Origin of the sequence: Spirosoma validum (assembly GCF_014699035.1) — a bacterium.
In the GTDB taxonomy this organism is placed as follows: domain Bacteria; phylum Bacteroidota; class Bacteroidia; order Cytophagales; family Spirosomataceae; genus Spirosoma; species Spirosoma validum.
Window position 1 is genome coordinate 846006 of the sequence record NZ_JACXAA010000002.1, and the last position, 25869, is coordinate 871874.

At 49.9% G+C, this 25869-nt stretch carries 21 protein-coding genes; 9 read left to right on the forward strand and 12 right to left on the reverse strand.

Annotation, left to right across the window (positions count from 1 at the left end):
* Positions 1 to 40: 40 nt before the first annotated feature.
* The gene (locus IC230_RS08380; RefSeq protein WP_191038515.1) at positions 41 to 1003 is read left to right on the forward strand and encodes a hypothetical protein; all 963 of its coding nucleotides are present in this window, start codon (positions 41 to 43) and stop codon (positions 1001 to 1003) included.
* A gap of 13 nt (positions 1004 to 1016) precedes the next feature.
* On the opposite strand, the gene IC230_RS08385 is transcribed toward IC230_RS08380, so the two are convergent.
* Positions 1017 to 1499, reverse strand: a complete 483-nt coding sequence (locus IC230_RS08385) for a group II truncated hemoglobin (protein WP_191038516.1) — start codon at positions 1497 to 1499, stop codon at positions 1017 to 1019.
* A gap of 97 nt (positions 1500 to 1596) precedes the next feature.
* Entirely contained in the window at positions 1597 to 2733 is a 1137-nt protein-coding gene (gene ald, locus IC230_RS08390) for an alanine dehydrogenase (protein WP_191038517.1), read from the reverse strand.
* Positions 2734 to 2908: 175 nt separating this feature from the next.
* On the opposite strand from ald, the gene IC230_RS08395 reads away from it, so the two are divergent.
* The 5 genes from IC230_RS08395 (at position 2909) to IC230_RS08415 (ending at position 7310) form a co-directional block, all read left to right on the forward strand.
* Entirely contained in the window at positions 2909 to 3370 is a 462-nt protein-coding gene (locus tag IC230_RS08395; RefSeq protein WP_191038518.1) for an Lrp/AsnC family transcriptional regulator, read from the forward strand.
* Between the two features lie 215 nt (positions 3371 to 3585).
* Positions 3586 to 4557 carry a Kelch repeat-containing protein gene (locus IC230_RS08400; protein ID WP_191038519.1) on the forward strand — a complete coding sequence of 324 codons (972 nt, stop codon included), beginning with the start codon at positions 3586 to 3588 and terminating at the stop codon, positions 4555 to 4557.
* A 35-nt stretch (positions 4558 to 4592) separates the two neighbouring features.
* A complete protein-coding gene (locus tag IC230_RS08405) occupies positions 4593 to 5492 on the forward strand; it encodes a 3-keto-disaccharide hydrolase (protein ID WP_191038520.1) in 900 nt (299 codons plus the stop codon).
* Between the two features lie 10 nt (positions 5493 to 5502).
* A complete protein-coding gene (locus tag IC230_RS08410; protein WP_191038521.1) occupies positions 5503 to 6660 on the forward strand; it encodes a DUF1624 domain-containing protein in 1158 nt (385 codons plus the stop codon).
* 77 nt (positions 6661 to 6737) lie between these two features.
* Complete coding sequence (locus tag IC230_RS08415) at positions 6738 to 7310, forward strand: TetR/AcrR family transcriptional regulator (protein WP_191038522.1); 573 nt, start codon at positions 6738 to 6740, stop codon at positions 7308 to 7310.
* Between the two features lie 121 nt (positions 7311 to 7431).
* Here the strand turns inward: IC230_RS08415 and IC230_RS08420 are convergent, their stop codons facing one another.
* The gene (locus IC230_RS08420; protein ID WP_191038523.1) at positions 7432 to 7686 is read right to left on the reverse strand and encodes a DUF3500 domain-containing protein; all 255 of its coding nucleotides are present in this window, start codon (positions 7684 to 7686) and stop codon (positions 7432 to 7434) included.
* Between the two features lie 364 nt (positions 7687 to 8050).
* Here IC230_RS08420 and IC230_RS08425 point away from each other — a divergent pair, with 364 nt between their 5' ends.
* The 3 genes from IC230_RS08425 to IC230_RS08435 all read left to right on the forward strand — a co-directional run bounded on the left by IC230_RS08425 (position 8051) and on the right by IC230_RS08435 (position 10755).
* On the forward strand, positions 8051 to 9706 hold the full coding sequence (locus IC230_RS08425) for a carboxylesterase/lipase family protein (protein WP_191038524.1): 1656 nt from the start codon (positions 8051 to 8053) through the stop codon (positions 9704 to 9706).
* 222 nt (positions 9707 to 9928) lie between these two features.
* Positions 9929 to 10249, forward strand: coding sequence for an ArsR/SmtB family transcription factor (locus IC230_RS08430; RefSeq protein WP_191038525.1), 321 nt, complete (start codon positions 9929 to 9931; stop codon positions 10247 to 10249).
* Positions 10246 to 10755 carry an SRPBCC family protein gene (locus IC230_RS08435; RefSeq protein WP_191038526.1) on the forward strand — a complete coding sequence of 170 codons (510 nt, stop codon included), beginning with the start codon at positions 10246 to 10248 and terminating at the stop codon, positions 10753 to 10755. Before IC230_RS08430 ends, IC230_RS08435 begins: the two co-directional genes overlap by 4 nt.
* A 175-nt stretch (positions 10756 to 10930) precedes the next feature.
* Here the strand turns inward: IC230_RS08435 and IC230_RS08440 are convergent, their stop codons facing one another.
* From IC230_RS08440 to IC230_RS08480, 9 genes are all read right to left on the reverse strand, one after another.
* The gene (locus tag IC230_RS08440) at positions 10931 to 12514 is read right to left on the reverse strand and encodes a subtype B tannase (RefSeq protein ID WP_191038527.1); all 1584 of its coding nucleotides are present in this window, start codon (positions 12512 to 12514) and stop codon (positions 10931 to 10933) included.
* A gap of 193 nt (positions 12515 to 12707) precedes the next feature.
* The gene (locus tag IC230_RS08445) at positions 12708 to 14996 is read right to left on the reverse strand and encodes a TonB-dependent receptor (RefSeq protein WP_191038528.1); all 2289 of its coding nucleotides are present in this window, start codon (positions 14994 to 14996) and stop codon (positions 12708 to 12710) included.
* Positions 14997 to 15002: 6 nt separating this feature from the next.
* A complete protein-coding gene (locus tag IC230_RS08450; protein ID WP_223860429.1) occupies positions 15003 to 16337 on the reverse strand; it encodes a HupE/UreJ family protein in 1335 nt (444 codons plus the stop codon).
* Between the two features lie 9 nt (positions 16338 to 16346).
* A complete protein-coding gene (locus IC230_RS08455; RefSeq protein ID WP_191038529.1) occupies positions 16347 to 17534 on the reverse strand; it encodes a DUF3500 domain-containing protein in 1188 nt (395 codons plus the stop codon).
* A gap of 114 nt (positions 17535 to 17648) precedes the next feature.
* A complete protein-coding gene (locus tag IC230_RS08460) occupies positions 17649 to 19094 on the reverse strand; it encodes a DUF3500 domain-containing protein (RefSeq protein ID WP_191038530.1) in 1446 nt (481 codons plus the stop codon).
* A gap of 329 nt (positions 19095 to 19423) precedes the next feature.
* Entirely contained in the window at positions 19424 to 20122 is a 699-nt protein-coding gene (locus IC230_RS08465; RefSeq protein WP_191038531.1) for a LytR/AlgR family response regulator transcription factor, read from the reverse strand.
* A complete protein-coding gene (locus tag IC230_RS08470) occupies positions 20122 to 21312 on the reverse strand; it encodes a sensor histidine kinase (protein ID WP_223860431.1) in 1191 nt (396 codons plus the stop codon). Before IC230_RS08470 ends, IC230_RS08465 begins: the two co-directional genes overlap by 1 nt.
* 252 nt (positions 21313 to 21564) lie before the next feature.
* Entirely contained in the window at positions 21565 to 24696 is a 3132-nt protein-coding gene (locus tag IC230_RS08475; protein WP_191038532.1) for an efflux RND transporter permease subunit, read from the reverse strand.
* A gap of 110 nt (positions 24697 to 24806) precedes the next feature.
* A complete protein-coding gene (locus IC230_RS08480; RefSeq protein ID WP_191038533.1) occupies positions 24807 to 25862 on the reverse strand; it encodes an efflux RND transporter periplasmic adaptor subunit in 1056 nt (351 codons plus the stop codon).
* Between the last annotated feature and the right edge of the window lie 7 nt (positions 25863 to 25869).

A 25869-nucleotide genomic window follows, 5' to 3' on the forward strand; every position in this document is an offset into this window, starting at 1 on the left:
CTTCAGGCCAAGCGTTGAGGATGGGGCCGTTCTGGCGGCTATGATTCATTTAGCCTATGAAGGATTGCAATGTATACGGCAACGGCCCAGACTACCCTTATGGAAATGGCTGTGGACTAGACGGTTCTGGGTAATCGCGATCGGTTGGATAATCGTCTTTTTTGCCGGTATGGTCTGGCTTGGCTATAAAAATAATTTTGCGGAACCTCGTCTGCAAATTGCGTTGACATTGCTCAAAAATAACATCAATCAACCCGTATTCTGGCGACAGATGCTATTGCTTATTGGGCATTCGGGATTGTTACTGCTACCTGTTATAGTTACCTTATGGTTGGTAATGAGTCGGCTGAGGGATCGTTCCGGAAGTCGTTTATTTCTGTTGTGGGGTATCGGTGTCGTTGTGCTGACGGCATTGAATTTTGTACAGAGTGTTCACTATTACAATCAGCCATTGTTCTATTTAGTGTCGCTCACGTGGCCACCGCGGTTTGTCTTACTATGGGCTTTTTCAGCGGCTTTTCTTACGTTGGTGATTAGTTTATTTTCTGATCGGTTACAACCGGTTTCGTCTGTGAAGATTTGGTTCGTAGGAGCTGGTTTATTCTTCGGTCAGATTCCCGTTCTTTATCTGGCTCGCCCTGATTTTCCATCATTACGTAACTGGGCGCGCACGTTACAGGGAAAATATGCCGACGATAAAGATCCGGCTCTGCTTCGGTCAGACGATCTTAACGTCGTGAAGTGCCTGGCTGATCAGTTACCTTCCGATGCCAACGTATTCTCCTATGATTTTCTAGTGCCTTTCTTTCACCGTCAATATGGCATTTGGCCTACTGGAAAGCAGTACAAGCCAGCCGACGTTGCTGTAATTCCTATAAACGACAAACAGGGACTGCGTAACGTATTACCCATGCGTCAGCCTTATCGAGTGATTCGGCTGAAAAGTTATGATTTGTATATAGCTACTGATTACGAATACCTGATACGTCAATGCATACGATAAAACAGGTCCGTAATTAAGGGATATAAGGCCCGCCCGGTTCACCCCATCCCCAGGTTGGCATCGGAGCATCCTTCGGCTCGTTGACTGCTTCTTCTTTTGAATTAATCACCGCTAATCGAGACCCCCATTCCAGGTACCCAACCACTGCCGAACGAAATTCTGGGTCATCGGGAAGCCCCACATCATCGGCCGTGTCCAGAATCAGATTGATCCAGCGACGGCGCTGCGTTTCGGTCAGATGTTTGCCTAAATGTTTGTGAATCATTGCGTAGTGGCTGCCTTCGTTGTCACTGTATTGGGCCGGCCCACGAAATACTTCAGCAATAAAATGCGCTACGTGTTTAGCATGTTCAGGGGCCATACCCCGAAAGACGGGCTCCAGAATCGAATCGTTTCTGACGCGCTGATAGAATAAATCCGTCCAGGCTTCAAATTTCTCCATGCCACCCGCCCATTCATAAAGCGTTGGTACAGACTCTTTCAGTTGAGGTTCCATTCGTTTGCTGTTTGATCAGTAAGATATGATAAATTAAACAAAAAAAGGGCCACATTCCGAAGAATGCAGCCCACGTCTGTCGATGAATGGGTAATATTTATTGAACCTCTTGCTCTTCTTCAATAAGTACAGTGCTTACGTCAGTCAGAGGGAGATTAAATGCGTCGGCAACACCTTTGTAGACAACTTTGCCATCTACAACGTTTAAGCCTAGTTTGAGATCCGAATTATCGCGACATGCCTGTTGCCAGCCTTTGTTGGCCAATTGCAATGCGTAGGGTAACGTAGCGTTCGTTAACGCCAGCGTACTTGTATAAGGCACAGCGCCGGGCATATTCGCTACGCAGTAATGCACTACGTCGTCAATGATATACGTTGGATTTTCGTGGGTAGTTGGATGGCAGGTTTCAATACAGCCACCCTGGTCAACCGCTACGTCGACAAGTACGGTACCGGCTCGCATCATCTTCAGCATATCACGCGTAATCAGATGAGGAGCTTTAGCGCCCGGAATCAGAACCGCTCCAACAATCAGATCACAGACTTTGATCATCTCGCGAATGTTGTATTCGTTCGACATCATGGTCTGTACGTTCGGGGGCATGATATCCGAAAGGTACCGCAACCGGGCCAGGCTTACGTCCATAATTGTTACGTGTGCGCCCAGACCAGCCGCCATTTTAGCCGCTTGTGTTCCCACAATACCACCCCCCAGAATCAGTACGTTAGCGGGCTTCACGCCGGGTACGCCACCGAGCAGGATACCCCGGCCTTTCAATGGCTTCTCCAGATATTTCGCCCCTTCCTGAACCGCCATGCGACCAGCTACTTCCGACATCGGCACCAGCAAGGGTAGGCTGCGATCAGGACGTTCAACCGTTTCGTAGGCCAAACAAACGGCACCTTTCGCCAGCATGGCCTGCGTCAGTTCTTCTGAGGAGGCAAAATGGAAATATGTAAATAGCAGTTGGTTTTCCTTAATCAGGTCATATTCAGAAGCGATGGGCTCTTTGACCTTCATAATCATCTCGGCAATCGCATAGACGTCTTCTATGGTTGGGAGCATGATTGCTCCAGCCGCAATGTATTCTTCATCCTCAAATCCGCTTCCCTCACCAGCATTGACCTGTACGTAAACGACGTGGCCATACTTGCGAAGCTCAGTTACGCCAGCGGGCGTCAGTGCGACGCGGTTTTCGTTATTTTTTATCTCTTTAGGAACACCGATAACCATACTGGTTGTGGAGGTTTGGAAGGTTACTGTTTTTAATACTACAAAGGTAAATTAGGCGTAATTGTTTTCTAACAGATGTTATTTTTTTGGGAATTGTAGCTAGGAATTAGCTCATTTGCCGGAAATTGTTCTGACGAATACACGTTTAAGAACAGTACAGCGTAAAAAATCCGTCATGATACCCATTGATTCTACTGACCGTAAGATTCTGACTATTTTACAACAGAACGCTCATCTGACCATTCAGGAGATTGGCCAGCAGATTAATCTATCGAAAACGCCCGTACATGAACGAATCCGGCGGCTCGAACGCGAGGGCGTTATTGACCGATACGTAACGATTTTAGATAAAAAAAAGCTGGGCAATCTGATGATGATCTATTGTCAGGTAACCCTGGACCGGCAAACGCGTGATGCGTTCAATGCCTTTGAGGTCGAAGTACATGAACTGCCCGAAGTGCTGGAGTGTAATCGTGTGTCAGGCACGTTCGATTATCTACTCAAGATTGTCAGCCGCGATATGGAAACGTACAACCATTTCTATCAGGAACACCTGTCGGTCATTCCCGGTACACTGCACATCAGCAGCTTTTTTGTGATGGCCGAAATAAAGAATTCGACGATAGTACCCGTATAAAAAGTCGTAAATCGGTGCTGCCAGTAACTGATTTACGACTGAATAAGCCGCTGCCTCTTGTAATCCGAAATCATAAACTGGGTTACCTGCAGACTGGTCGTTCAATTCTAATCTAGTTAAGCCTTTGCCCCTTAAGTTTTATGAGGCTAAGTAACTACGCCTAACAGCACGTCTTTTACGAGCAAGAAACCCAAATAAATCGTCTGAATCAATACATGGAAAACTGGATAAAATTAATTGGTTGTGTCAGTATGGTGAGTACTGTCTTATCGGTTCAGGCACAAACCTGGCAACCTGTTGCTACCCAAAATACCTGTGCTACCCGTCATGAAAATGCCGCTACGTTGATCGGTGACAGTTTATATGCCGTTGGCGGCCGGGGAATGCGGCCACTCGAAGCGCTAAATCTGAGAACACTGGCTTGGAAACAGCATCCTGAACCTCCTGTCGAGATGAACCATTTCCAGGCCATAACCTATAACGGTGAGCTTTACGTCATGGGCGCCTTCCAGGGAAAATACCCGCACGAAACCCCAATTCCGAACATTTACATCTACAATCCGACAAAAGGAACCTGGCGCGTAGGTCCCGAAATTCCGAAAGATCGACTTCGAGGGTCAGCTGGGGTTGTGGTGTATAAAGACAAGATCTATATGGCCTGCGGCATTATCGACGGGCATTATGATGGGCACGTAGCGTGGCTGGATGAGTATGATCCCAAAACCAATACCTGGAAAAAATTACCTGACGCGCCCCGCACCCGTGATCACATCACGGCGGCTATCGTGGATGATAAGTTATACTTGGCCGGTGGACGAAACTCGACGGCACGTATCAACAAAGTGCTGGAAACGACCATCGCGGAAGTAGACATGTACGACTTCAAAACGGGGAAATGGACGACCTTGCCCGCTACGTCTAATATTCCAACGCAACGGGCAGGAGCGACGGCCGTAACGCAGGGAGGCAAGGTCTGGATTATTGGTGGCGAAACGACGCAGCTACAAGCGCATAACGAAGCAGAAGCACTCGATCCGAAAAACAATAAATGGACATCGGGCCCAAAAATGCAGCAGGGTCGTCATGGTACGCAAGCGGTGGTTTACGACAGTAAAATCTATATTGTTGCCGGTTCCGCTAATCACGGTGGTGGCCCGGAGCTGAACACCGTTGAAGTGATGAAATAAGCCTGAAATACTACCCCACAAAACATACCTCTTTTATGAAAACACTACGTTACGTTGCTCTTCTGTTTTTTATTTCGGTCACGGTAACAATTGCGCAAAAAGCGGCCCAGAAAGAAGAGTGGGTTTCGTTGTTTAATGGCAAAGACCTTACCGGCTGGGACATCAAAATTGCGGGTCTGCCGCTGAATGACAATTATAAAAATACGTTTCGGGTCGACGATGGCGTTTTGCGAATTGCTTACGATCAATACAAAACCTTCGATGGGAAGTACGGGCATATTTATTATAAAACCCCTTATTCGTACTACAAAGTGCGGTTTAAATATCGGTTCCTGGGTAACCAGACGCCTGGTGGCGATTCCTGGAATGTGCGAAACAGCGGCATCATGCTTCACTCGCAGTCGGCTCAAAGCTTGTCGCTGGGACAAACATTCCCTGTATCTCTGGAAATGCAGCTGCTGGGTGGGTTAGGGCAGGGGCCGCGTCATACGGGCAACCTTTGTACACCCGGTACGCAGGTGCACATGAACGGCAAATTACGCCCCGAACATTGTACTGATTCTGACTCAAAAACATACGACGGCGATCAGTGGGTAACGGCCGAAGCGATCGTGTTGGGTGATTCCGTTGTGCACCAGCTCATTGAGAGCGATACCGTATTAACCTACGAGCGACCCGAAGTTGGCGGAGGCTTTGTCAGCCGGGATCATGACTGGAGTGCAGGTCATTTTAGTTCTGAAGCGGCCAGTTACTGGAATGGTCGCGCCAATACGGCATTAGGGGAGGGGTACATAGCGCTTCAGGCCGAAAGTCACCCTATTGATTTTAAGCAGATTGAAGTTTTGGATCTGAAAGGATGCATGGACCCGAAAGCCTTGAATTATAAGTCGTACTACGTAAAGGCGGATAATACGCAGTGTCGGTATAAGAAATGATAAGATAGGTATGAACCGAATAACGACCATCGACGTAACGCGCGGATTAGTGATGGTGATCATGGCGCTGGATCATGTTCGCGATCTGCTGCATATTTCCGCGCTGACTCAGAATCCGGCTGATTTAACCACCACTACGCCCGCTATATTTCTAACCCGATGGATTACACATTTATGTGCCCCAACGTTCGTCTTTCTGTCGGGAACATCGGCTTACTTATCACTCCGGAAACGGAACGGCGTATCGGCCCGGCGGTTTTTGCTGAAGCGGGGTATTGTGCTTATTCTGCTCGAATTAACCGTTATCAACTTCGCTTTTTGGTTCGATATTCACTTTCACTCTCTGATGTTACAGGTGATTTATGCCATTGGTGGAGGATTCATTATCCTTTCGTTTCTGGTAAGATTGCCCGCTAAGTGGGTGGGCCTTATCGGGTTAATTATCGTATTTGGTCACAACCTGCTGCAACTGATTCCTGCCTTTACGGACTCGACTGCTCGTTTTATGGCAGCTTTGTTTTTTCGGGTCGAGTTCTTTGCGATTAGCCCTTCATTTGCCGTGTTGGTTGCGTATCCGATCATTCCGTGGCTGGGTATTATGCTCGTTGGCTATGCCTTTGGCCAGCTTATAGAACAGCCATTGGAGCAGCGAAAGCCCCTGCTGCTACGTATCGGTTTAGGTTGCCTGGCCGTGTTCATGCTGCTACGTTTCCTGAATGGATATGGCGATCCGGCTCCCTGGAGTCCTCAGAAAGACGGTTTGTTTACGTTTCTATCCTTTATCAACGTAACGAAATACCCGCCTTCGCTGCTCTACGATCTGTTGCTGCTCGGCCTGATGTTCCTGATTCTAGCCGCAGCGGACGGCGTTAACAACGCGTTCACAAACTGGCTGACGGTTTACGGAAAAGTGCCTATGTTTTACTACATCCTGCACTGGTATCTTGTCCATTTGTCGATGTTGGCGATGAGTTTTCTTCAAAGCTATTCGTTCGCCGACATTCCCTCTGGTCCGTTGAATTTTGGACGACCGGCCGGAGCCGGTATTTCGCTGGGATTGGTCTATATGGTATGGTTTGGCCTGGTTCTTCTGCTATACCCGCTCTGTAAATGGTACGGTCGCTATAAAGCAGCCCATCCTGAAATTGGTTTGCTTCGCTACGTATGAAATCCCGATAGAGAAAAATGTCTTTTTAGTTAACTATTTAGCTCGTATACGATTATACAGCTAAATAGTGTAGGTACATGAAAGAACGAATTATCGCGGAAGCCCGGCAGTTATTCAATCACTTAGGTGTGAAAACCGTCAGGCTGGAAGACATTGCTCAGCAACTGGGAATTTCGAAAAAGACCGTTTATCAGCACTTTGACAGTAAAGAAGAACTGGTCAGATTGATGTTGGAAACGCAGTTGAACGAAAACCTGCGGGAAGCCAACGCGATACATAAACAAGTTGCTGATCCAATTGCCAGCGCGCTTCTCATCTGGGATCGGTTAAGTCATTATCGCCGAACCGTAAACCCAAATTTACTCCGTGATATTGAGCGGCATTACCCGACCGTATGGCATCTGTTTCAGTCGTTCCGAACCGAATACATTAATACAATCCTGATTGCCAATCTTCATGAGGGTATTGAACAGGGGCTCTATCGAACCGATTTAGACGAGACCGTTATCGCCTGGTTATGGGCCGACCAGAGCCAGCGCGAGACGCCTTACGATCATTCCGACGTAGCGATCAAGCATCATTTTGTGCGCGGCTTATTAACACAGAAAGGCTTGTATCTGTATGAGGCTATAAAGTCCCGAGATGAGTAAATCGACAGGGTGACACGTGGATTGATTTGCAAGTAAGGCCGTAAAGTTTAACTAATAGTCAGTTTACAGCTTTGGCAAAGTTTAGAAATTTGTCAAAGAGCCAATCAGATTAATTCACGAATCAGTAGGTTCCGAACAATACGTCGCGGAACGTAGTGGATAGCTTGGCCGCAGCCTGTTCACTATTGTTTAGACTCCTCAACAACGTAGCAACTGTCTGCCGCTCCTGTTTCATCGACTGGTAAGTGTGTCCATTAATCGTTATCGGCGCTATGGGGTCCACGCTCTGGAAGGAGGGCGTAGCCTTGAACGCATTGACCAGACAAACGACCTGATCCAATCCTTTTACTGAACCGCCGTCGGTCGTTAGGGTCATAGGTAAATGACTAACCACCGGGATTACCGATGGAGTTTAGAATTAATGCTTGACAAGTATACCAATGAAAAGTAGCCCTAAACGAATGCTGTGTAAAAGCGAAGGATATTTCATACACGAAAACAGTTCGTTCTTGAACTCGACTATAACTGTAAAAATAGCTGTTCGTCAGGCCGCTTACTGAGCGATGTTCCAATAGTGTCCGACTATTGTTCGATTTGTGTCTGCAATCAGCGCATTTTTACCCTTCGATTAAGTCAGTTCGCTGGTCTAATGCCTGGTTAAAATGCAGTAAATCAGTGAGAGGGTATGCTTTACCAGTAGCTTAGTTTTACGTTTCTTTAACCTTTACCAAAAGCATTCGATGAAACCGTCAAGACGTAATTTCCTTCAATCGCTGGGCGTTGGCGTGGCTACTTTAGGCGCATCGCCCGCAGTCACTGCTTCGGACTTGTCGGTCCCCAAAGTCCCCAGGGCAGGAGACGAGCAGATTTTGTTTGTGGGCGACAACATCGCCATAGCCAATACAGAATATGGAAAAGTCCGGGGTTTCATCCTGCGCGGCATCCACCAGTTTTTAGGTGTATCCTACGGGGCTGATACGTCGGGTAAAAACCGGTTTATGCCCCCACAGAAACCCACACCCTGGACCGACATTCGTCCGGCGATTTGGTGGGGAAACTCAGCTCCCCAGATTATGGAAAAGCGGTATGCCAATCCCTATGCGTCGTTTGTAGACCACTGGAACTACGATGACGTTTCGGAAGATTGCCTGAAACTGAACGTATGGACGCCCGCACTCGATTCTCAGAAACGGCCCGTAGTCGTCTGGTTGCATGGGGGCGGGTTCGTCAATGGGAATGCTGTCGAACAGGATGGGTATCATGGCGAAAACCTGGCTCGCTTTGGTAATGTCGTCTTCTGTTCCCTCAATCACCGGCTCGGCGCGTTGGGGTATACCGACCTTAAAGCTGCCGGAGGTTCAGAAGCTTCTGGTAATGTCGGCAATCTGGACATGGTTATGGCCCTCGAATGGGTGAAAAAGAACATTGCCAATTTTGGCGGAGATCCGAACAACGTAACGATTATTGGGCAGTCGGGCGGGGGCGCTAAAGTGACTACCCTGATGAATATGCCATCTGCGAAGGGTCTGTTTCATAAGGCGGTGGCCTTAAGCGGCAGCTCACTGGCTGGTGTCAACAAAGAGTACGCTGAAAAACTAGGGTTGAAGGTAATAGAGGAAGCGGGTCTGAAACCGGGTGAGGTCGACAAGCTCCAGCAAATTCCCTGGCGACAATACATTGATATCGCCAATCGGGCCGTCGAAAAAATGGCCGACGAAGCGAAACGGATGAATATCCAGCGGGGAGGATACTCTCCTGTTGGTGACGGTACTTACTTAGCTGATGGTGCTTTTTTCAACGATCCCAACCACTTTTCGGCCGCTATTCCGCTGATGATCTGCTCTACGTTTCACGAGCAAAATCCAGACCGGACCGATGCTTCCTTAGAAGGTATTTCGCTGGCTGAAGTGAAAGAGAAGCTCAAATCCCGCTTCGGCGATAAATCGGGCGAGATTGTGGATGCTTATGCCAAAAACTTCCCGAAAGCCCGGCCTATCGAGATTTGGGCACTGATTGTATCCAACCGAAAGAATGTTGTGGCGACCGCCAATGCCAAGTCGAGCCAGCAAAAGGCGCCTGTATACGTAGCGTGGTTTGGCTGGCAACCTCCGCTGTTCGATGGCCGGATGCGGGCTTTCCACTGCGACGATATTTGTTTCTGGTTCTACAACACCGACCTGATGCTGACGCACACGGGCGGAGGTAAACGGCCCCGAGCGCTATCGGAAAAGATGGCTGGTTCCTTTATCAATTTCGTGAAGACTGGCAATCCGAATGGGGGCGGTTTACCCACCTGGAAACCATATACCCCCCAAAACGGCGAAACCATGATTCTTGACGACCTCCCCGCGCTGGCCAATGATCCAGACCGCGAAGCCCGGAAAGCACTGGCGTAATAACGACCAACACGAATATCGAATTAAAGCAAAAACGCTACGTAGCCGATGGTTGATAATGAACCCCGACTACGTAGCGTTTTTATGTTATGATTAGTTTGATCGATCTGCAACTTAACAGATAGGTCAGGAGAGTATAAATATTCTCGGACTTTCACTTGTGCAATCAATCAGTTGCGCGTACATTTGCAACCAGTTAGTTGCACATAAAAGGCCGATGTTATGAAACGAGACGTTTTTCAGGCAATTGCTGATCCAACCCGGCGGACCATTTTACTTTTAATTGCCACACAGGCCATGACACCCAACGCACTGGCAGAGCATTTTGATAGCAGTCGTCAGGCTGTTTCCAAGCATATTCATATCCTACTGGAATGCGAATTACTGAACCAGCAGCAGCAAGGTCGGGAGATCTACTACCACATTAATCCTGACAAAATGGACCAGATCGATACGTGGCTTCAGCAGTTCAAATCGCTGGTTGACAAACGCTTTGCCCAATTAGACGACGTATTAACTAAACTTAAAACTGAACAGAAATGAACAAAGCACCCCTCATGAACTTCGTAGTTGACAAAGACAACAAGCAGATCAATGTAGAACGTGAATTCAATGCACCACTACCGATGGTCTGGTCAGCCTGGACCGAAAGTGAATTGCTCGATCAGTGGTGGGCACCCAAACCCTGGCATGTCCGAACGAAATCAATGGATTTCAAGCCGGGCGGTTCGTGGCTCTATGCTATGATCGGGCCGGATGGGGAAACGCACTGGTCAAAAGCCGACTTCAAAACCATTGAGCCTCAAAAAAGCTTTTCGGCCCTTGACGGCTTCTGCGACGAAAACGGGACGATCAATACAGATATGCCCCGCTCACTGTGGGAAAACACCTTTACCAACAAAGGGGAGTCTACCCTCGTGAATATTGTTATTACCTATGACCAGCTTGCCGATCTGGAGCAAACGATTAACATGGGCTTCAAAGAAGGCTTTACGGCTGGACTGGAAAATCTGGATACGTTGTTAAGCACACAACTCACGTCGAAATAAACACGACATTAACTGGGCGCCAACCAATCAGGTTGATCACTCAGCCGGACGAATAGGCCATGTTTAGCGTGGATATCCAGTAGAATAGAAAATATATTAGTAAGACTAAGCCCTCAGATTATACACGTTTAGGCGGTATAACCTGAGGGCTTGGTTTTATCGAGCCGGGTGTTACTTATTTGCGAACGTTAGCCGGTTTAGATGCGCCCGTAATCTTGCCCATCCAGGCAACAAAATCTTCCGGATCATTGTCAGCCCCGTGACCAGCATCCCAGTACAGCAAGGCGCTTACGTTTTTATTCTGATTTTCGAGACTGGTAGCCAGATTGGCCATTACGGTCTGCGATGTATGCGCATCGGACGAACCCTGACGGAACCACCAATGCTGGGCACTACCCTTGTTTTTCTGACCGATGAAATACATCGGATTCATCAGGTTTACCAGCTTTTTTACGTCCTCATCCAACGTAGCGTTCTTGTCGTTATGCTGCAAACTGAACTGGGTGAAATGTCGGGAATTGATGGTTTTATTGCCAAACTCACTGGGCTCAGGTTGTTTCTTGTCAAAATCATCGAAAGCAGGCAGGCCTTTCATCCGACCAACGTGCGTTACGTAATCAGCAAAGGAGAACGACGCGCTTTTTACGTTCCACGTCATCCAGGTATTCTTATCCAGATACTCTTTCCGTTTCTCGTCCGTTAGCCCGTTCAGATACGTAGTGGCCGATGGAATCAGGTAATACGTTGTTAGATACTGGTCGTAGTTGTCAGCGGTAAGCGTGCCAAACCCATTTTTGCCCTTGAGCTTCAGGGATGCCTGATAGGGTGCATTCAGCGCTTTGAGTTGGCTAGAAAGGTCCTGATCGACCAGACCCGATTTTAGTGGTGACGTACCATACATCCACTCGTAGGCTCCGTCGGCATGTTCCAGGTCCGCAATTGGGCAGAAACTGGCTATCGCGAAGATATTGTCAGGAGCATCGGCCGCGCCAATTTCTTTCAGATACGGCTCGTACAACGGACTATTGCCGGAAGCGCCCAATAGTGCCGACATCGCACCACCCGCACTAACGCCCGTAGAAACAATCCAGTCGACATTGCCGGGTATCACGCCTTTATTATGCCGGACGTACCGAACAGCCGCTTTCAGGTCAACGATCACCGCCGGGGCTTTGCCATAATACGTACCGTCGGCGGCCTGGTTGTCTCGTCCGCGACAACCGGGCGAAACTACTACGTATCCAGCAGCCAGCGCCAGATCTGCTTTGCCACTTGTTTTATTGGCATTACCTCCTGGACCACCCATTCCCATAGGTGGCAATCCACCAGGACCGCCAGGCTGACCACTTGGTCTGTTTCCCCCGCCTGGTCCACCAGGACCATTGCCCATGTTGCCGCCGGGGCCACCACCCGGACCAAAGCTACGTCCGCGTACGTTGTTGACCGACATGTATCCACCAACGCCAATGACAAAAAGGATCGGTGCGTTAATTGCATCAATGTCGGCATTGTTTACTTTAACCGGAACGCTTACGTTCAGACTCTGATACTCTTTGTCTACGGGATTCGCTACGTAGGGAATGTGCATGTACGAGCGGTACGTTACCGTCTTCTCACCCCCCAACGTTTTCACCGTCTTCGTCTCAACCGTAAAAGCATTTTTAGGAAAAAGCAGCGGATCACTTGACTGCGCAAGGGCAATCTGCCCCGTCAAAACACTAACGAAGGTGATTGTCAGCGCCTTTATTGGTTTAAACATCTTGTCTGGTGAATTAGCGTTAGTCGTTGAATCCCGAACAGGATCTGTTTGGCTTCATTCGGGGAATGCGTATGCAAAACAAAACAGAAAAAACCGGCTGACTCGACCTAATCGACAGTTGGCAGGTAAGCATCGACCTAAGCCGGATTTTTCAGCATAAAGACTGATTGGAAACCATAGTCTTATCAGCCAATTACCAGAAATACGTGAGGCTTAAGCGGGCAAAGAAGGGCGTGCCGGGCGTAAAGTGAATTTCGTCGACCGGAGCGATTTCTCCTTTCAGGCGACTTTCTGTATCGAATTGCGTTTCCTTCCAGCGTGTATTCAGCAGGTTCTGCACCGATAAACCAAGTGTGTAGTTTTTTCTGGCACATCCATGCCGGGCGTAATTCACCTGCATGTCGGTAACGAAATAGCCTTTGGCGATAATCGTGTTGTCCTCATTTGCCGGTCGATCCGCCATGTATCGGTAACGTACTGAGCCGCTTAGGCCGTACGACGTTTGTAAAGACAAACCACCCGTTGACGTAAACACCGGTGCCAGCGGCAAGTAGTTTCGACCTGGTTCGGCATCTAGCGATCTGGGATTGGCCGTGTTCAGATCAATATCAGCGAACAGGCTTTTGGTGAGTTGATAGCGAGCTGACACATCAATGCCAGCCCGACGTGATCGTCCGCTGGGCTCCACCACACCTTCGTCACCCACGTAAACGAATTCCTGCTCCAGCCACAGGTACCAGGCCGCTGCGTTGATGAGCAGTTTCGGGAAAGGCTTCACAATGATGCCCAGATCGGAGCCGTACGCACCAGGCAAAATCTCCCGACCATTCTGGGCCGTAACCACCCGCGCATCGTTGGAATGAAATCCTTTACCCGTATTCAGATAAAGCTGCGCTCTTGAATTGATGGTGTAATAAAAATTCAGTTTAGGTGATACGATGGCCTGTGTGACCCGTTTGGTCGCAACGGGCGTGACTAGTTGGTCGGCATACTGGCTACGGAAATAATCGACCCGAACGCCGGCATTGACAGTAAACCGGCTGGAAACCTGAACCAGCTCGTCGGCGTACAAAGCCGCATTGATTTCGTTGACGTTCCCAAACTGAAGTTGATTCAGGGTTTCGACCCGGTTTTTTGTATGCGACAATTCCGTCCCGTCTGTTACGTCCTGACGATACTGAGCACCCAGGGTTGTTGTCCAACTGGTTTTGCCTACACTTGCTTGCGTGGAATAGCTGCCATTATAGCCAAACAGATTTCGGTGTTCCTTCTGCCGGATCTGATCGCCATTGATCGTGTCGTTCAGAAAGAAGGTGAAATTGGAATATAGTTCAAAGTTGTAATTGCTGTAGAAAAACTGATTTTTGATGGTGTGATTACGCGGGGTTATTGTCACTAGTTGCGCGTTGACATTCGTTCGACTGGTTTCTCCGCCTTCGGTTGGGTCGATGGAGCCAAACCAGTTGATCAGTCCTGAGTCAACGGCCCGATCTGGAATCTGGCCGGAGTGATTCCATTGACTCCAAAACGTCGAAGCCGTGAGTGTTACGTTCGTGTTCTCGCCAATGTGATTGTGGTACTTACCCACTACGTTAACGCGCTTGAAATGCTGCGGATTATCGAAGTATGAATCGCTGTATGAATATTCGGAAGCCAGGTACGCCGACTGGTTTTTCGTCTTTCCGCGCCGGTACGCCGGACCGTTGCCCAGTAAATCAAGGCCAGCCACCGCCCGGTACGTATTGAATTGACCAGCCTCCAGTTTGATGAACGACCGATCCAGCGTAGTGCGGGTTCGAAAATCAGCCCAACCCGCTGTTGCTAAATTACCTTTGTCCGTAGTGTAGGGGCCTTTCTTAAAGTCAACGCCTTCGACCAGTTCCGGAATGACAAAATGCAGATCAGCATAGCCCTGTCCGTGCGCGTGCGACACCATATTGACCGGCATGCCATCAACGGTCAGGCGAATATCGGTACCGTGGTCCAAATCAAACCCCCGTAAGAAAATCTGCTCGGCTTTTCCCCCTCCGGCATGCTGTCCAATAAACAAACCGGGCACCAGCCGTAGGATTTCCTGCGAGTTGGTAATCGGTCTCAGTTTAATATCCAGGCTGCTAATCAACTGCTGATCATGCGCTTTCAGTGCCGACACGGTGACGGCGCTTAGAGTCACCGGAACTACGGTCAGACTCGTCTGAATATGCGTCGTCTGGTCATCGCCGATGATAACTTCCTGTACGAGTGGCGCGTAGCCAACGTGCGAAAATTCAACTTTGTAGGGTGACGCAGCCAGACCGTCGAAGCGGTAACGCCCTAATTCGTCGGTCAGCATCGCTTTTTCTACGCCAACCAGTTGTACGGTCACCCCACGTAGTGGAAGGCGGGTCGTTCCATCGACCACCGTACCGGTAAGCGTTCCCAAGTGCGCATAAACGGTCTGAGAAAAGAAGAGAAAAGTAAAAAGGAGAAAAACGGGTTTCATAACGAATCAAACGTTGGCCTGCTTCATTCGGCGGGTGAAAAATAAGGCCAACAGGGCTAGTACCACAAGTACATAAGGTGCGTACCCAGCGACCTGCTCGACGCTTTTTGTCAGTATATTACTCTGGCCCGTGATCCGTTCAATGACCCAGGCAACGGCAGCAATACTGGCTAAAACAGCGCCTGCGATGCGTACATATCGGTAAGCCGAAGTACGACTTAACAGAATCAGCCAGGGAACCGTCAGGCCAATGACAACCAATTGCATGAGTTCGATGCCCAGATTGAAACCCAGGATACTCAACGCCATCGGACCCGCATCCAGTTGCAGATTCGCGAGCGTACTAGCAAACGCCAGGCCATGAACCAAACCAAAACCAGCAGCTACCCAAGCCTCCCGACCTGGAAATAAGGGACGTAACGCATGAACGGCTGACACCAGAATCGATACGGCAATCAGGATTTCAACGGGCTGAGACGGCAAGCGTACCCACCCCAGCGATCCGGCCAGCAACGTAATGGAATGCCCCACGGTGAAGGCAGTTACAATCTGCAACAGATGAATCAGGCTATATCGCACACCACCAAAGCTACCCCAGCTGAATCGTCGGACCGTGCCGCCATGAACCAGCAAAGGTGCGGGCAGCAGTAGTACTAGTAAGAACAGCAAGTGATCGGTCCCTTCAGCAATGTGTCGCATACCCAGCTTAAGCATGGACTGAAAGCCCGTCCAGGTGCTTCCCGATTCCAGATTGACGTTTAGGGGAAGAATACGGTTGTTGACAATATCCAGTGAAATAATTCCTACCTGAACCGGCTGATCATCAGCGATTTGCCCCCGTGCCCAATCCTGCCGGACTGATACCAGAATTTTATGCGTCACGACCTGATGCAAAACGACGTCATAGTAAAATATAAACTGCCGCACATCCGCTCCAACAGGAGGAACCAGTTGAGCCTGTGCCGTCAATTCACGATAGACCCCGTTGATTGGATTTTGCGTTTCCTGCACCGCCAACTCACTGATCGATACGTTCCAGGGACGTCCGTCGGGCGTTTGGGGGCGGATGTGTTGAATGAGATAAGCCCGAAGCTGTGGACCAAGCCGCTCGATCAATCCGGCCGATGAGTCGTTGACCGCATGTCCGTAGGCAGCCTGTAATTCGACCAGGGGAATTTGAATCTCGGCCTCGATCCGATTGGCGTGGACATTCAGCAGCACCACCGAATTCGGCATAGGATGAGCGAAGGCTACGTCTGGCAGAAGGGTTGCCAGTAGGCTTATCAGAAAAACCATCAGCCATCCGATGGGACGGCTGACGGGAAAAAACAGTTGTTTCATGGGTGTTTATTACTTAGTACCCCCGTAATCTGTAGTTCGGTCACGCCAGACGGAGTGCGGGTGGGGCGTGTTGCGAATGATCACTCCGCCCTGGTACGAGAACTCGATCCATACGCTCGGTCCATCAATGCGAATATAATCATTCTGGGCTGTTACGCTTGTACTGCCCGAGTACGCAATGTACGTATTGGCTAATTCCGATGTGTATTTGGCCAGTACTGAAGCCGCCGTGGTCGCATCCAGATCGTTGACATAGAGCTTGATGGCTTCCTGCACCAGCTTTTGTTTGTCGGTGCTCAGGTCGCCAACACGAAGACCCGCTTTAGTCGTCGGAAACTTCCAGTCCTGACCGGGCCCGAGCACTATATCCGAAAAGGTAGACGACAGTTTGGCGGTTGTCTGTTCTCCACTGCTTAGGCCCGTCAGCATGGCCGCAAACGCTACTCGCTCCTGTTCCATCGATTGGTAGCTCTGACCAGTGGCGGTGTTACTAACAACAGACGTTGGCTCGACGCCCCGGAAGGCCGGCGTGTAGCCTGATCCCGAAGGTCCATTGAAGGTGTAGGGCTGCGTGTAGTGATGACCGGTGAACAGGATCTCCCACAGGCCCGACGTACTGGGTGTTCCTAAAATGGAGACATAAAAGTTGCCTGCCCCATAGGTCGTACCCCCGCCAGCGTAATACAGCACATTGTCGGCCACTAAATTACCCAGCATCTCATCATAGCCTTCGTTGGCTGTATGAAGCGCCAGTACAGCCACCATCAGGTTACGGAAGGCCGCCAGTTGAGTTGCCGTCAGCGACGCCAGATTGACACCATACCGAGCGGATAGCCCGGCTGGCAGATTCGACCATTTCTGGGCGTTGGCCAGGCTGTAGGTCAGTTGCGCTGTGTTTTTTTGCGTAGCGTCGAGCGTACTCAGGAAGGCATTCGTCAGACACACTACGTTCGCCAGGCCAGTGCTGCCAGAACAGGTCGTGTTCGTGCTGGTCGTATTTGACATGAGGGCCGTAACCGTTAACGAAGCTTCTATCGAAACCCCTGAACTAGTCCCGGGCCCCATCGTGCCTGTGCCGCTACCAGGTCCTGTTGTACCGCCGGGGCCTGTACCGGGGTCTACGGCATGGTCCTGACAGGCGAAGAAGATGGCCACCAATACGGCCAATAAGAAGCCAAAAGAAATTGATTTTTTCATGAGAAAATAAAGTAGACAAAGTACAGTCAATCAACTTGCCAGACAGTTTCCCTGACTGGATGGTCAGGAGTGAGTAGCTGGGTCTGTAAACAGGGTATCAGGTACGGTGAACGATTAATTGCCGCCATAGTCACTGGTCCGGTCGCGCCAGACGGAGTGCGAGTGGGGCGTGTTGCGAATTATCACTCCGCCCTGGTACGAAAATTCGATCCACACGTTTGGCCCATCGATCCGCACGTAATCGTTTTGGGTACTCATCGCCGTCGTGCCCGAATAAGCGATGTACGTATTGGCTAATTCCGATGTGTATTTGGCCAGGATCGTGGCCGCCGTGGTAGCGTCTAAATCATTGACATAAAGCTTAATGGCATTCAGTACCAGTGCCTGTTTGTCGCTGCTTAGATTGCCAACCTGTAGTCCTGACCGGGTAGATGGGAACTTGCCATCCTGACCGGGTCCCAGCACCAGATCGGTGAACGTACTGGATAGTTTGGCCGTCGTCTGTTCGGTGGTACTTAGTCCCGTCAGCATGGCCGCAAACGCCAGCCGCTCCTGCTCAAAAGATTGGTAGGTGCGATTAGCGGCTGTAACGGCTGCCTGAGGCTCAACGCCCCGAAAGGCAGGAGTGACTCCCGTGATACTCCCCCCGTTAAAGGTGTAAGGCTGGGTATAGTGGTGACCAGTAAAGAGAATCGACCATAAGCCCGTTGCGCTGGGCGTGCCCAGAATAGAAAGATAGTAATTACCCGCCCCGTAGTCGGAACCCCCGCCAATCGTGTTGAGATAGTCGTCGGCCACTAAATTGCCGATCATCTCATCGTACCCTTCGTTCGTTGTACCCAGCGCTAACACGGCCACCATCAGATTACGGAAAGCCGCTAGCTGGGTAGTATTGAGCGAGCCGAGATTAATGCCTATACGAGCCGAAAGACCCGCTGGCAGATTCGACCATTTCTGCGCGTTGGTCTTTGAGTAGGTGAGTTGCGTAGCCATTAGTTGCATGCTGGATAAAGTAGCCTTGAAGGCTTCCGTCAAACAGACAATCTGGGCGATACCGGTCGAACTGCAACTGCTCGTTGTGGCCGTTGCCGACAGAGCGGTAGTAACCGTGCTGGAATTTGTTGTCGTTGTACCAGAACCGGTTGAGCTAACCGTTAGCGCCAGACTGCAGGTCTGCCCCCCGAAGCTAAGCGCGAACGTAGCAGTGCCAGTTCCGGACGGCGTACCACTGATGGCATAGGTTAGGTTACCCGAACCGCTACTCAGCGTACCCGCCTGTAAGGTAGCACTGAGGCCGGTTATCCCCGTCGAGGCAATGGCACTGCCGGCCGAGTACGTAGCTCCGTTACCACCCGTATAAGGTACCGTAGCGGTGGCGGCATAGGCTGTGCCGCTTACGGCGGCTGCCGAGAACGTAGCGGAACCGCAGGAAAGGGCCGAAACGGACGCCGAAGTAGGCGTAACCGTATCTGTCGTATCTGACTTACAGGATTCCAGCGTATATAAACTGCCGGAAGCCAGACACATCAGAACACCAACAACCAAAATACTTCTTTTCATAAACTGTAAGCGGATAAGAAACCGGGTATAATTACGTATCAATCAGTACGCAAAAGCGTTGCTGAGCGTTGAGAAGAATGATTGTTTTGGGGTGAATAGGGTTCCTGCTGGGGTGAACAAAGGATTTTATGAGTCAATGGCTACCATCTATCTGTCTTGAGTGACGAGGTTGTAGCCTGGCCGGGCTGGCGTACCAGCGGTTACAACCTCGTCAACTAGTCAAAGTTCGCTTGCGTAGCTAAGCGCTGGAGAAAAGTGTGGCTGATGACTTGTATTCTGGGGTGAACAGGACGTTTTTGTGGTAAACCGGGTAAAAGTCGGGGTGAATTTCACCGAATGAAAAGGCTGAAAAAATCCTTTTCGTAGCTGCTGCCAATGGGTATTTCTTCATCCCCAATCAAAATCATCTTACTACGTATCGCCTGAATTTTGTCGAGAGCGACAATGAAAGAGCGATGAACGCGAAGAAAGTTCTTCGCAGGCAACTGATCGAGTATGGCTTTCAGCGTTAGGCGCAAAACCAGCGGTTGTCTTCCGCTCAGGTGGATTTTCAGGTAATTATCCAGGCCTTCAATAAAGAGAATATCTGCCGCTGTAATCTTTACTAAGCCATGATCGACCCGGAAGTATAGATTCACCTGGTCAGCACCGTCGCCCCCATCTGTCTGTCGTTGCGATCGCCAGCGTATCTGTGCTCGCTGGACAGCCTTCTCGAAGCGCTCGAACGTATATGGTTTGAGCAGATAATCGACAGCCTCTATCTCATAGCTCTCAGCCGCAAATTCGCTATACGCCGTGGTGAAAATAACCAGGGGTTGCTGGGAAATGGTTTTGTAAAAGGCTAAGCCGGACTCCCGGGGCATGTTGATGTCCAGAAAGAGCAGATCAACCGGATGCGTTTCCAGGTAAAGACGCGTTTCGCCCGTACGGGTGAATAATTGAACGAGCTCGACTGAATCGATACGTCGGCAGAAGGCGTCGATAACATCCAGAGCAGGACGTTCATCATCCAGAGCTATGGCTTTCATCAGGATAAAGAGAGGGTTAAATTGACGCTGAAATGGGTCAGGGCATCGTCGATGATTAACGTATGCGCAGCCGGGTAAAGAAGTCGTAGCCGTTCCCGGGCGTTCTGTAACCCAACCCCGGTAGATTTTTCAAATTGGCTGATCTGAACTTTGTTGTTCAATACATACAGACGCAGTTCATTATTCTGAATATCCAGATGAATAGTGATTAGCGAGTCCTCTTCCGGGCTTACTCCATATTTGAACGCATTTTCGATGAACGAGAACAGCAGTAATGGAGCGATCTGCCAGTGATCCATCTCACCCGTCAACCGGTAATCAATCTGAACGGCATCCTGCAGGCGGGCTTTCTGCAGGTCGATGTAATTAGCGATGTACTTTATTTCGGTTTCCAGCGGGACGGTGTCCCGGTGAGCATCCCGAATCATATACCGCATGAACTCCGAGAGTTTAACAATCGTATCCGCCGTGCGCTCATCATGACGTATCGCCAGGGCATAAATGCTGTTGAGCGTATTAAACAGAAAATGGGGATGGATTTGGGCCTTAAGTTGCTGCAATTCGGCCTGTAACTGATCGTTCTCAACTTTTCGTAGCCGATTGGATGTCTGCACGGAGACGGACAAGAGCGTACTGACACTGCCCAGCAGAAACAAGATGGCCAGTTTGACCGGAAGCAACAGGGTAAAAGGACCCCCGTGGTGAAAACCTGAGCGTTCCATCGGAGGAGGGCCGTCTGGAAAAGAGGAAGCTTGTTTATCGGAGGGCTTAAAAAAAGGCTTGTGATCGCCCGGATGTGAATGAAATCCCCGTTCGAAAGGACGCGACAGCATCATTTCTTCCATAAAGAGTTGTCGGAACCAGCCCATTGGCGTTTTCTCCAAAGGTGGTTTAAAGAAAACCCATTGCTCAATTCGATACGGCAGGTAGGCAGCCGCTAACACACAGCTGATGGCTACGATGGCGTATCGACGGTATTGCTTGGCCAGAAACCAGCGAGGTACGAATACCGTATGGTTGAAATAGGAGAAAAGCAGAAAGAAAAGATAAGCTATACCATTCTGAACAAGATGCTCGTGTGGGTTTAGCGGACGCCAGCTAACACCTGCATACACAAAGTAAAAGACAGGCAGAACTATCAGGAGTATACCAATCAATAACGATGTCGTATGATTTTTTTGCCAGGTCATTATCCATGCACCAGATAAGCTGTAAAAGTACAATAAGCTCCAGGTTTACAGGAATAAAAGTGGTCAATGAAGCAAATATGGGGGTGAATGTCACCTACGTTTACGCAGCAAATATGTCTGGTCAACAAACGTAGCGCGGTGCTTCAGCCCGCGTAGCCGTGGGCTAAATTGTAGTTAGATTTTTCTTGCTCTACAATTTAGCCTACGGCTACGCGGGCTGAAGCACCGCGCTACAATTTCGTTACGTCTTTGTTAACTTATCGCTTTGGCGACTTCTAATTCCTGTGGTTTTTTCGGTGTCACTTCTTTCTTTGTGAACCGGGCAATAATTCGGTCAATGACTAAGTATACCGATGGCACAACCAGCAGCGTCAGCAGGAGGGAAGAGACCAGCCCGCCGATGATCACCCAGGCCATCCCGTTCTTGGTTTCAGCACCCGAGCCGCTAGCCAGCGCCAATGGCAGCATACCAAAGACCATCGCCAGCGTTGTCATCAGAATCGGACGTAACCGTTCTTTGCCGGCTTCGATCAGCGCGTGAATGACGTCGTGTCCTTCGGCTTTTAACTGGTTGGCAAAGTCAACGATCAGAATCGCGTTCTTGGCCACCAGACCCAGCAGCATAATCATACCGACAATCGAGAATACTGTCAGGCTTTGCATGGTCAGCGCCAGTGCAAACAACGCACCGATTAACGCGACGGGAATCGAGAATAGTACGACGAACGGATATACCACACTTTCGTAGAGCGCCACCATGATGAAGTACACTAGTAGGATAGCGATACCCAACGCTAAACCCAGGCTTCCGAACGCATCCGATTGTTGCTGCAACTGACCTAAGTACTGAATCGAAATGCCTTCAGGTAATTGAAGTTTCGCCACTTTCGCCTGAATATCAGCCCCTACCGTACCGACGGGCCGACCGATAACCTGCGAATTAATCGTGATTGATGACAGCCGGTCGATACGTTCCAGCACACTCTCACCCGTCTGTTCCTGTACCGTGGCGAACTGCGATAATTCGAAGGTTCTGCCCTGATTATTAACAAACGTCAACCGGCTAACATCCTGTGAGCTCGTACGGTCGAAACGGTCCAGGCTAACCAGAATGTCATATTCATTACCGTTTTGCTTGAACTTCGACAGATCATTTCCCCGGAACGCATTCTGCAAGGCGATCCCTACGTCCGAAGCGCTGATGCCTAACTGAGCCATTTTTTCGCGGTCCAGATGTACGGTTACCTCAGGCTTCGGATCTTTCACCGAAAACTTAACATCCTGCGTACCCGGAACAGTAGCGACGATATTTTTGATTTGAGTAGCCGCCTGACGGATCGTCGTCATGTTGGTTCCTTTCACCGCAATCTGAATCGGCGCCTGTGAGGCCCCCACAATACCGACCGGGCTCACCGTAACTTTCACGCCCGGAATCTGAGCGACATCCCGTTTCAGTATCTGACCAAAATCGTCGGTTGATACGGTACGTTGTTTCTTATCCACCAGCTTTACGTTCAGATCAACGATGTTGCTGTTGGAGGACGTAGCAATACCGCTGCTGGTGTACCCAACGTTCGTGAAGACGTTCGCTACTTCCGGGTGCTTCATGATCAGTTGTTCGGCCCGCTGCGACACCGCGTTGGACTGATAGATTGACGCTGTTGGCGCCAGTTCCAGTTGCACGCTCATTTCGCCCTGGTCGCTCTGTGGCATAAAGGCAGCCCCAATAAACCCAGCCGGAACTAAGGCAATCGAACCAATCAATAAAGCAATGACAGCCAGGAAAATCCAGCGCTTATGACTTAATACGCTGGCAAGAATACGTCCGTAAGCTTCTGTGAGACGGTCGAGCATGTGTTCGAAACCCAAGTTGAGTTTACCCCATAACGAGTTCGGATTCAGCGGTTCCTGTTTGCCGAAGCGCGATACGAGCAAGGGCGTTAGCGTAAACGACACGAGTAAGCTCATCAGCGTTGAGAACACAACCACCAACGAGAACTCCCGCAGAATGTTTCCGATTAATCCGCCCGTCATGGCCAATGGTATGAATACCACAACGTCGACCAACGTAATCGCCAGCGCCGTAAAACCTATTTCGTTACGTCCTTCCAGGGCCGCCGTAACCCGATCCTTACCCATCTCCAGGTGACGGTTGATATTCTCCAAGACCACAATCGAGTCATCGACCAGAATACCAACAACGAGCGAGAGCGCCATCAGCGTCATCAGGTTCAGCGAGAAGCCCGATAGATACATCAGCACAAACGTCGGAATGATCGAGGATGGCAACGCAACCAGCACAAACAGCGACGAGCGGAAACTGTGCAGGAATAATAACATCACAACGGATACGATCAGCACGGCCAGGAACAGGTCGTCAACGACGGCATGAGCCGAAGCCAGCGTATAGGTCGACTGGTCGGAGGCAACGTTGAATTTGAGCTTCACATCGCTATGTTGCTTTTCCAGCGTAGCGATCCGGGCGCGCACCAACTGACTCACCGACACCGCGTTGGCATCCGATTGTTTCTGAATCTGCATCCCAATGGAAGGCAGCGCGTTGATGTGGTTGATGGCCGTTGGTTTCGCCGTCGCATCGACCACTTCCGCTATGTTAGATAGTTGTACTTCACTACCATCTGTCCGGCGGGCAACGACCAGACTACGTAACCGATTAACCGTTTCGACGGAAGCATCGAAACGAATCGAATACTGCGACTCCCGCGTTTCCAGCTGACCGGCTGGGTAGCTGGTGTTAGCCGCATTGATAGCCTGCGCGACCTGACCAATCGAAACGCCGTAGGCCCGTAATTTCTCGGCGTTGACATTTACCTGAATTTCACGCTCACTACCGCCGATGACGTTCACCTGACCAACCCCCGCTACGTTCGAAAGTTGCGGTTTCAGGTCGTCGTCGATCAGGTCATACAGCTTGCTAGGCGACATGTTAGCCGTTACGCCCATGCGCAAAACCGGAATCTCGTCCGTCGAAAACTTATTCAGAATCGGGCGGTCGACATCGTCGGGCAGGAGGTTGATAATCTGTTCGAGCTTGCGCTGCGCGTCCTGTTGCGCCAGTGTTACGTCGACCCCGTTTTTCAACTGGATAATCACAATCGAAGCGCCTTCCTGCGAGGTGGCCGTCATACGGTCCAGCCCTTCCAGCGACGACAGCGCGTCTTCAATCCGTTTCGTTACGTTCGTTTCAACCTCATCGGCCGAAGCACCCCGATACGTAGTAGCGACGCTAATAACGTTGGCTTCAAATTTTGGCAGCAGATTGTACGACAATTGCTGGTAGCTGAGCACACCGAACAAAATCAGGACGGTGAAAATGGTCGTTACCAGTAACGGCCGCTTAATGGCTATTTCGGTTATTGACATGGTTGTAAATGAGTGAAAGAGTGAAAGAGTGAATGAGTAAAAGAGAGAAATAATGGATCACATCAGCTTTTCGCTGGCCCGCTCTTTCACTCATTCACTCTTTCGCTCATTTATTTTGTTATCTGCACAGATTTGCCGTCGCTGAGATTCAACTGACCGGTTGTAACAATGACGTCGCCAGCGGATAAGCCGCCCAATACTTCGATGGTGTCGCCAAAGTCGCGGCCTACCGAAATTTTACGTTGATGTACTACGTTGTTATCCACGACGTAGACGTACGGATTCTTGATACTTTCGACCAGCGCATTACGTGGAATCTGTAAGGCTTTTTGATTCGATTTCTGCGAGAAATCAACGTTAACATACGTACCGGCTTTCAGGCTGCTGGCGTTGGCAATTGTTATTTCAACCGGATAATTATGCTCATCAGTACCCTGCGGAGCGATGTATGAAATCTGTCCAGTAAACGTCCGGCCGGGAAATACGTCGGCAGTAACCTTTACCGATTGACCTTTGTGCAGTTGATACACATCACTTTCATTGACCAGTACGTTGACTTTCAATCGCGCTACATCCAGGACCTTACCTAACGTACTGCCAACGGTGATGTATACACCGGGCTCAATCGCTTTTTGTACAATCTGTCCGCTGATCGGTGCTTTTACGTTGGCATCCTGAATCTGCTTCTTGATTTGTTCCGCCTGATTGACCGCGTTTTCGTAGTTGAATTTAGTATCATTCACCTGAATTTCTGTGGTGGCGTTTCCGGCTAAAAGCGTGTTGTAGCGCGTAACGTCTTTCTTCAGCTTGTCGATATTGAGTTGCGTAGCCTGCAGCGAAAGTTCTTTGAGCTGGTTATCTAACTCGACCAGCGTCTGCCCCTGGCTAACCTGCGTACCTAAGTTAAAGTTGACGCGCGTAACCTTCCCCGCCGTGGTAGCCGTAATGTTGGCTTCGCGAAACGGAATCAGATTTCCGGTCCTGACCAGTTGCTGACTAACCGCGCCCTCCTGTACCTGCGCCGTCGTTACCGGAATCGCTACGTTCGCGTTGACGACGGGTTTATTCTGAGCATCTATTTTCTCTTTATTCGACGCTAGTCGGAAGCCGATTAGCGCGACGATGGCCAGGGCGGACGTAATGATAATGAGTGTTGTCTTTTTCATGGCTTTC

What these genes read in the sequence shown, in the direction of transcription:
- IC230_RS08380 (WP_191038515.1), top strand. Translation starts at nt 41, where the DNA reads ATGATTCATTTAGCCTATGAAGGATTGCAATGTATACGGCAACGGCCC.
- IC230_RS08385 (WP_191038516.1), bottom strand. Translation starts at nt 1,499, where the DNA reads ATGGAACCTCAACTGAAAGAGTCTGTACCAACGCTTTATGAATGGGCG.
- ald (WP_191038517.1), bottom strand. Translation starts at nt 2,733, where the DNA reads ATGGTTATCGGTGTTCCTAAAGAGATAAAAAATAACGAAAACCGCGTC.
- IC230_RS08395 (WP_191038518.1), top strand. Translation starts at nt 2,909, where the DNA reads ATGATACCCATTGATTCTACTGACCGTAAGATTCTGACTATTTTACAA.
- IC230_RS08400 (WP_191038519.1), top strand. Translation starts at nt 3,586, where the DNA reads ATGGAAAACTGGATAAAATTAATTGGTTGTGTCAGTATGGTGAGTACT.
- IC230_RS08405 (WP_191038520.1), top strand. Translation starts at nt 4,593, where the DNA reads ATGAAAACACTACGTTACGTTGCTCTTCTGTTTTTTATTTCGGTCACG.
- IC230_RS08410 (WP_191038521.1), top strand. Translation starts at nt 5,503, where the DNA reads ATGAACCGAATAACGACCATCGACGTAACGCGCGGATTAGTGATGGTG.
- IC230_RS08415 (WP_191038522.1), top strand. Translation starts at nt 6,738, where the DNA reads ATGAAAGAACGAATTATCGCGGAAGCCCGGCAGTTATTCAATCACTTA.
- IC230_RS08420 (WP_191038523.1), bottom strand. Translation starts at nt 7,686, where the DNA reads ATGACCCTAACGACCGACGGCGGTTCAGTAAAAGGATTGGATCAGGTC.
- IC230_RS08425 (WP_191038524.1), top strand. Translation starts at nt 8,051, where the DNA reads ATGAAACCGTCAAGACGTAATTTCCTTCAATCGCTGGGCGTTGGCGTG.
- IC230_RS08430 (WP_191038525.1), top strand. Translation starts at nt 9,929, where the DNA reads ATGAAACGAGACGTTTTTCAGGCAATTGCTGATCCAACCCGGCGGACC.
- IC230_RS08435 (WP_191038526.1), top strand. Translation starts at nt 10,246, where the DNA reads ATGAACAAAGCACCCCTCATGAACTTCGTAGTTGACAAAGACAACAAG.
- IC230_RS08440 (WP_191038527.1), bottom strand. Translation starts at nt 12,514, where the DNA reads ATGTTTAAACCAATAAAGGCGCTGACAATCACCTTCGTTAGTGTTTTG.
- IC230_RS08445 (WP_191038528.1), bottom strand. Translation starts at nt 14,996, where the DNA reads ATGAAACCCGTTTTTCTCCTTTTTACTTTTCTCTTCTTTTCTCAGACC.
- IC230_RS08450 (WP_223860429.1), bottom strand. Translation starts at nt 16,337, where the DNA reads ATGAAACAACTGTTTTTTCCCGTCAGCCGTCCCATCGGATGGCTGATG.
- IC230_RS08455 (WP_191038529.1), bottom strand. Translation starts at nt 17,534, where the DNA reads ATGAAAAAATCAATTTCTTTTGGCTTCTTATTGGCCGTATTGGTGGCC.
- IC230_RS08460 (WP_191038530.1), bottom strand. Translation starts at nt 19,094, where the DNA reads ATGAAAAGAAGTATTTTGGTTGTTGGTGTTCTGATGTGTCTGGCTTCC.
- IC230_RS08465 (WP_191038531.1), bottom strand. Translation starts at nt 20,122, where the DNA reads ATGAAAGCCATAGCTCTGGATGATGAACGTCCTGCTCTGGATGTTATC.
- IC230_RS08470 (WP_223860431.1), bottom strand. Translation starts at nt 21,312, where the DNA reads ATGACCTGGCAAAAAAATCATACGACATCGTTATTGATTGGTATACTC.
- IC230_RS08475 (WP_191038532.1), bottom strand. Translation starts at nt 24,696, where the DNA reads ATGTCAATAACCGAAATAGCCATTAAGCGGCCGTTACTGGTAACGACC.
- IC230_RS08480 (WP_191038533.1), bottom strand. Translation starts at nt 25,862, where the DNA reads ATGAAAAAGACAACACTCATTATCATTACGTCCGCCCTGGCCATCGTC.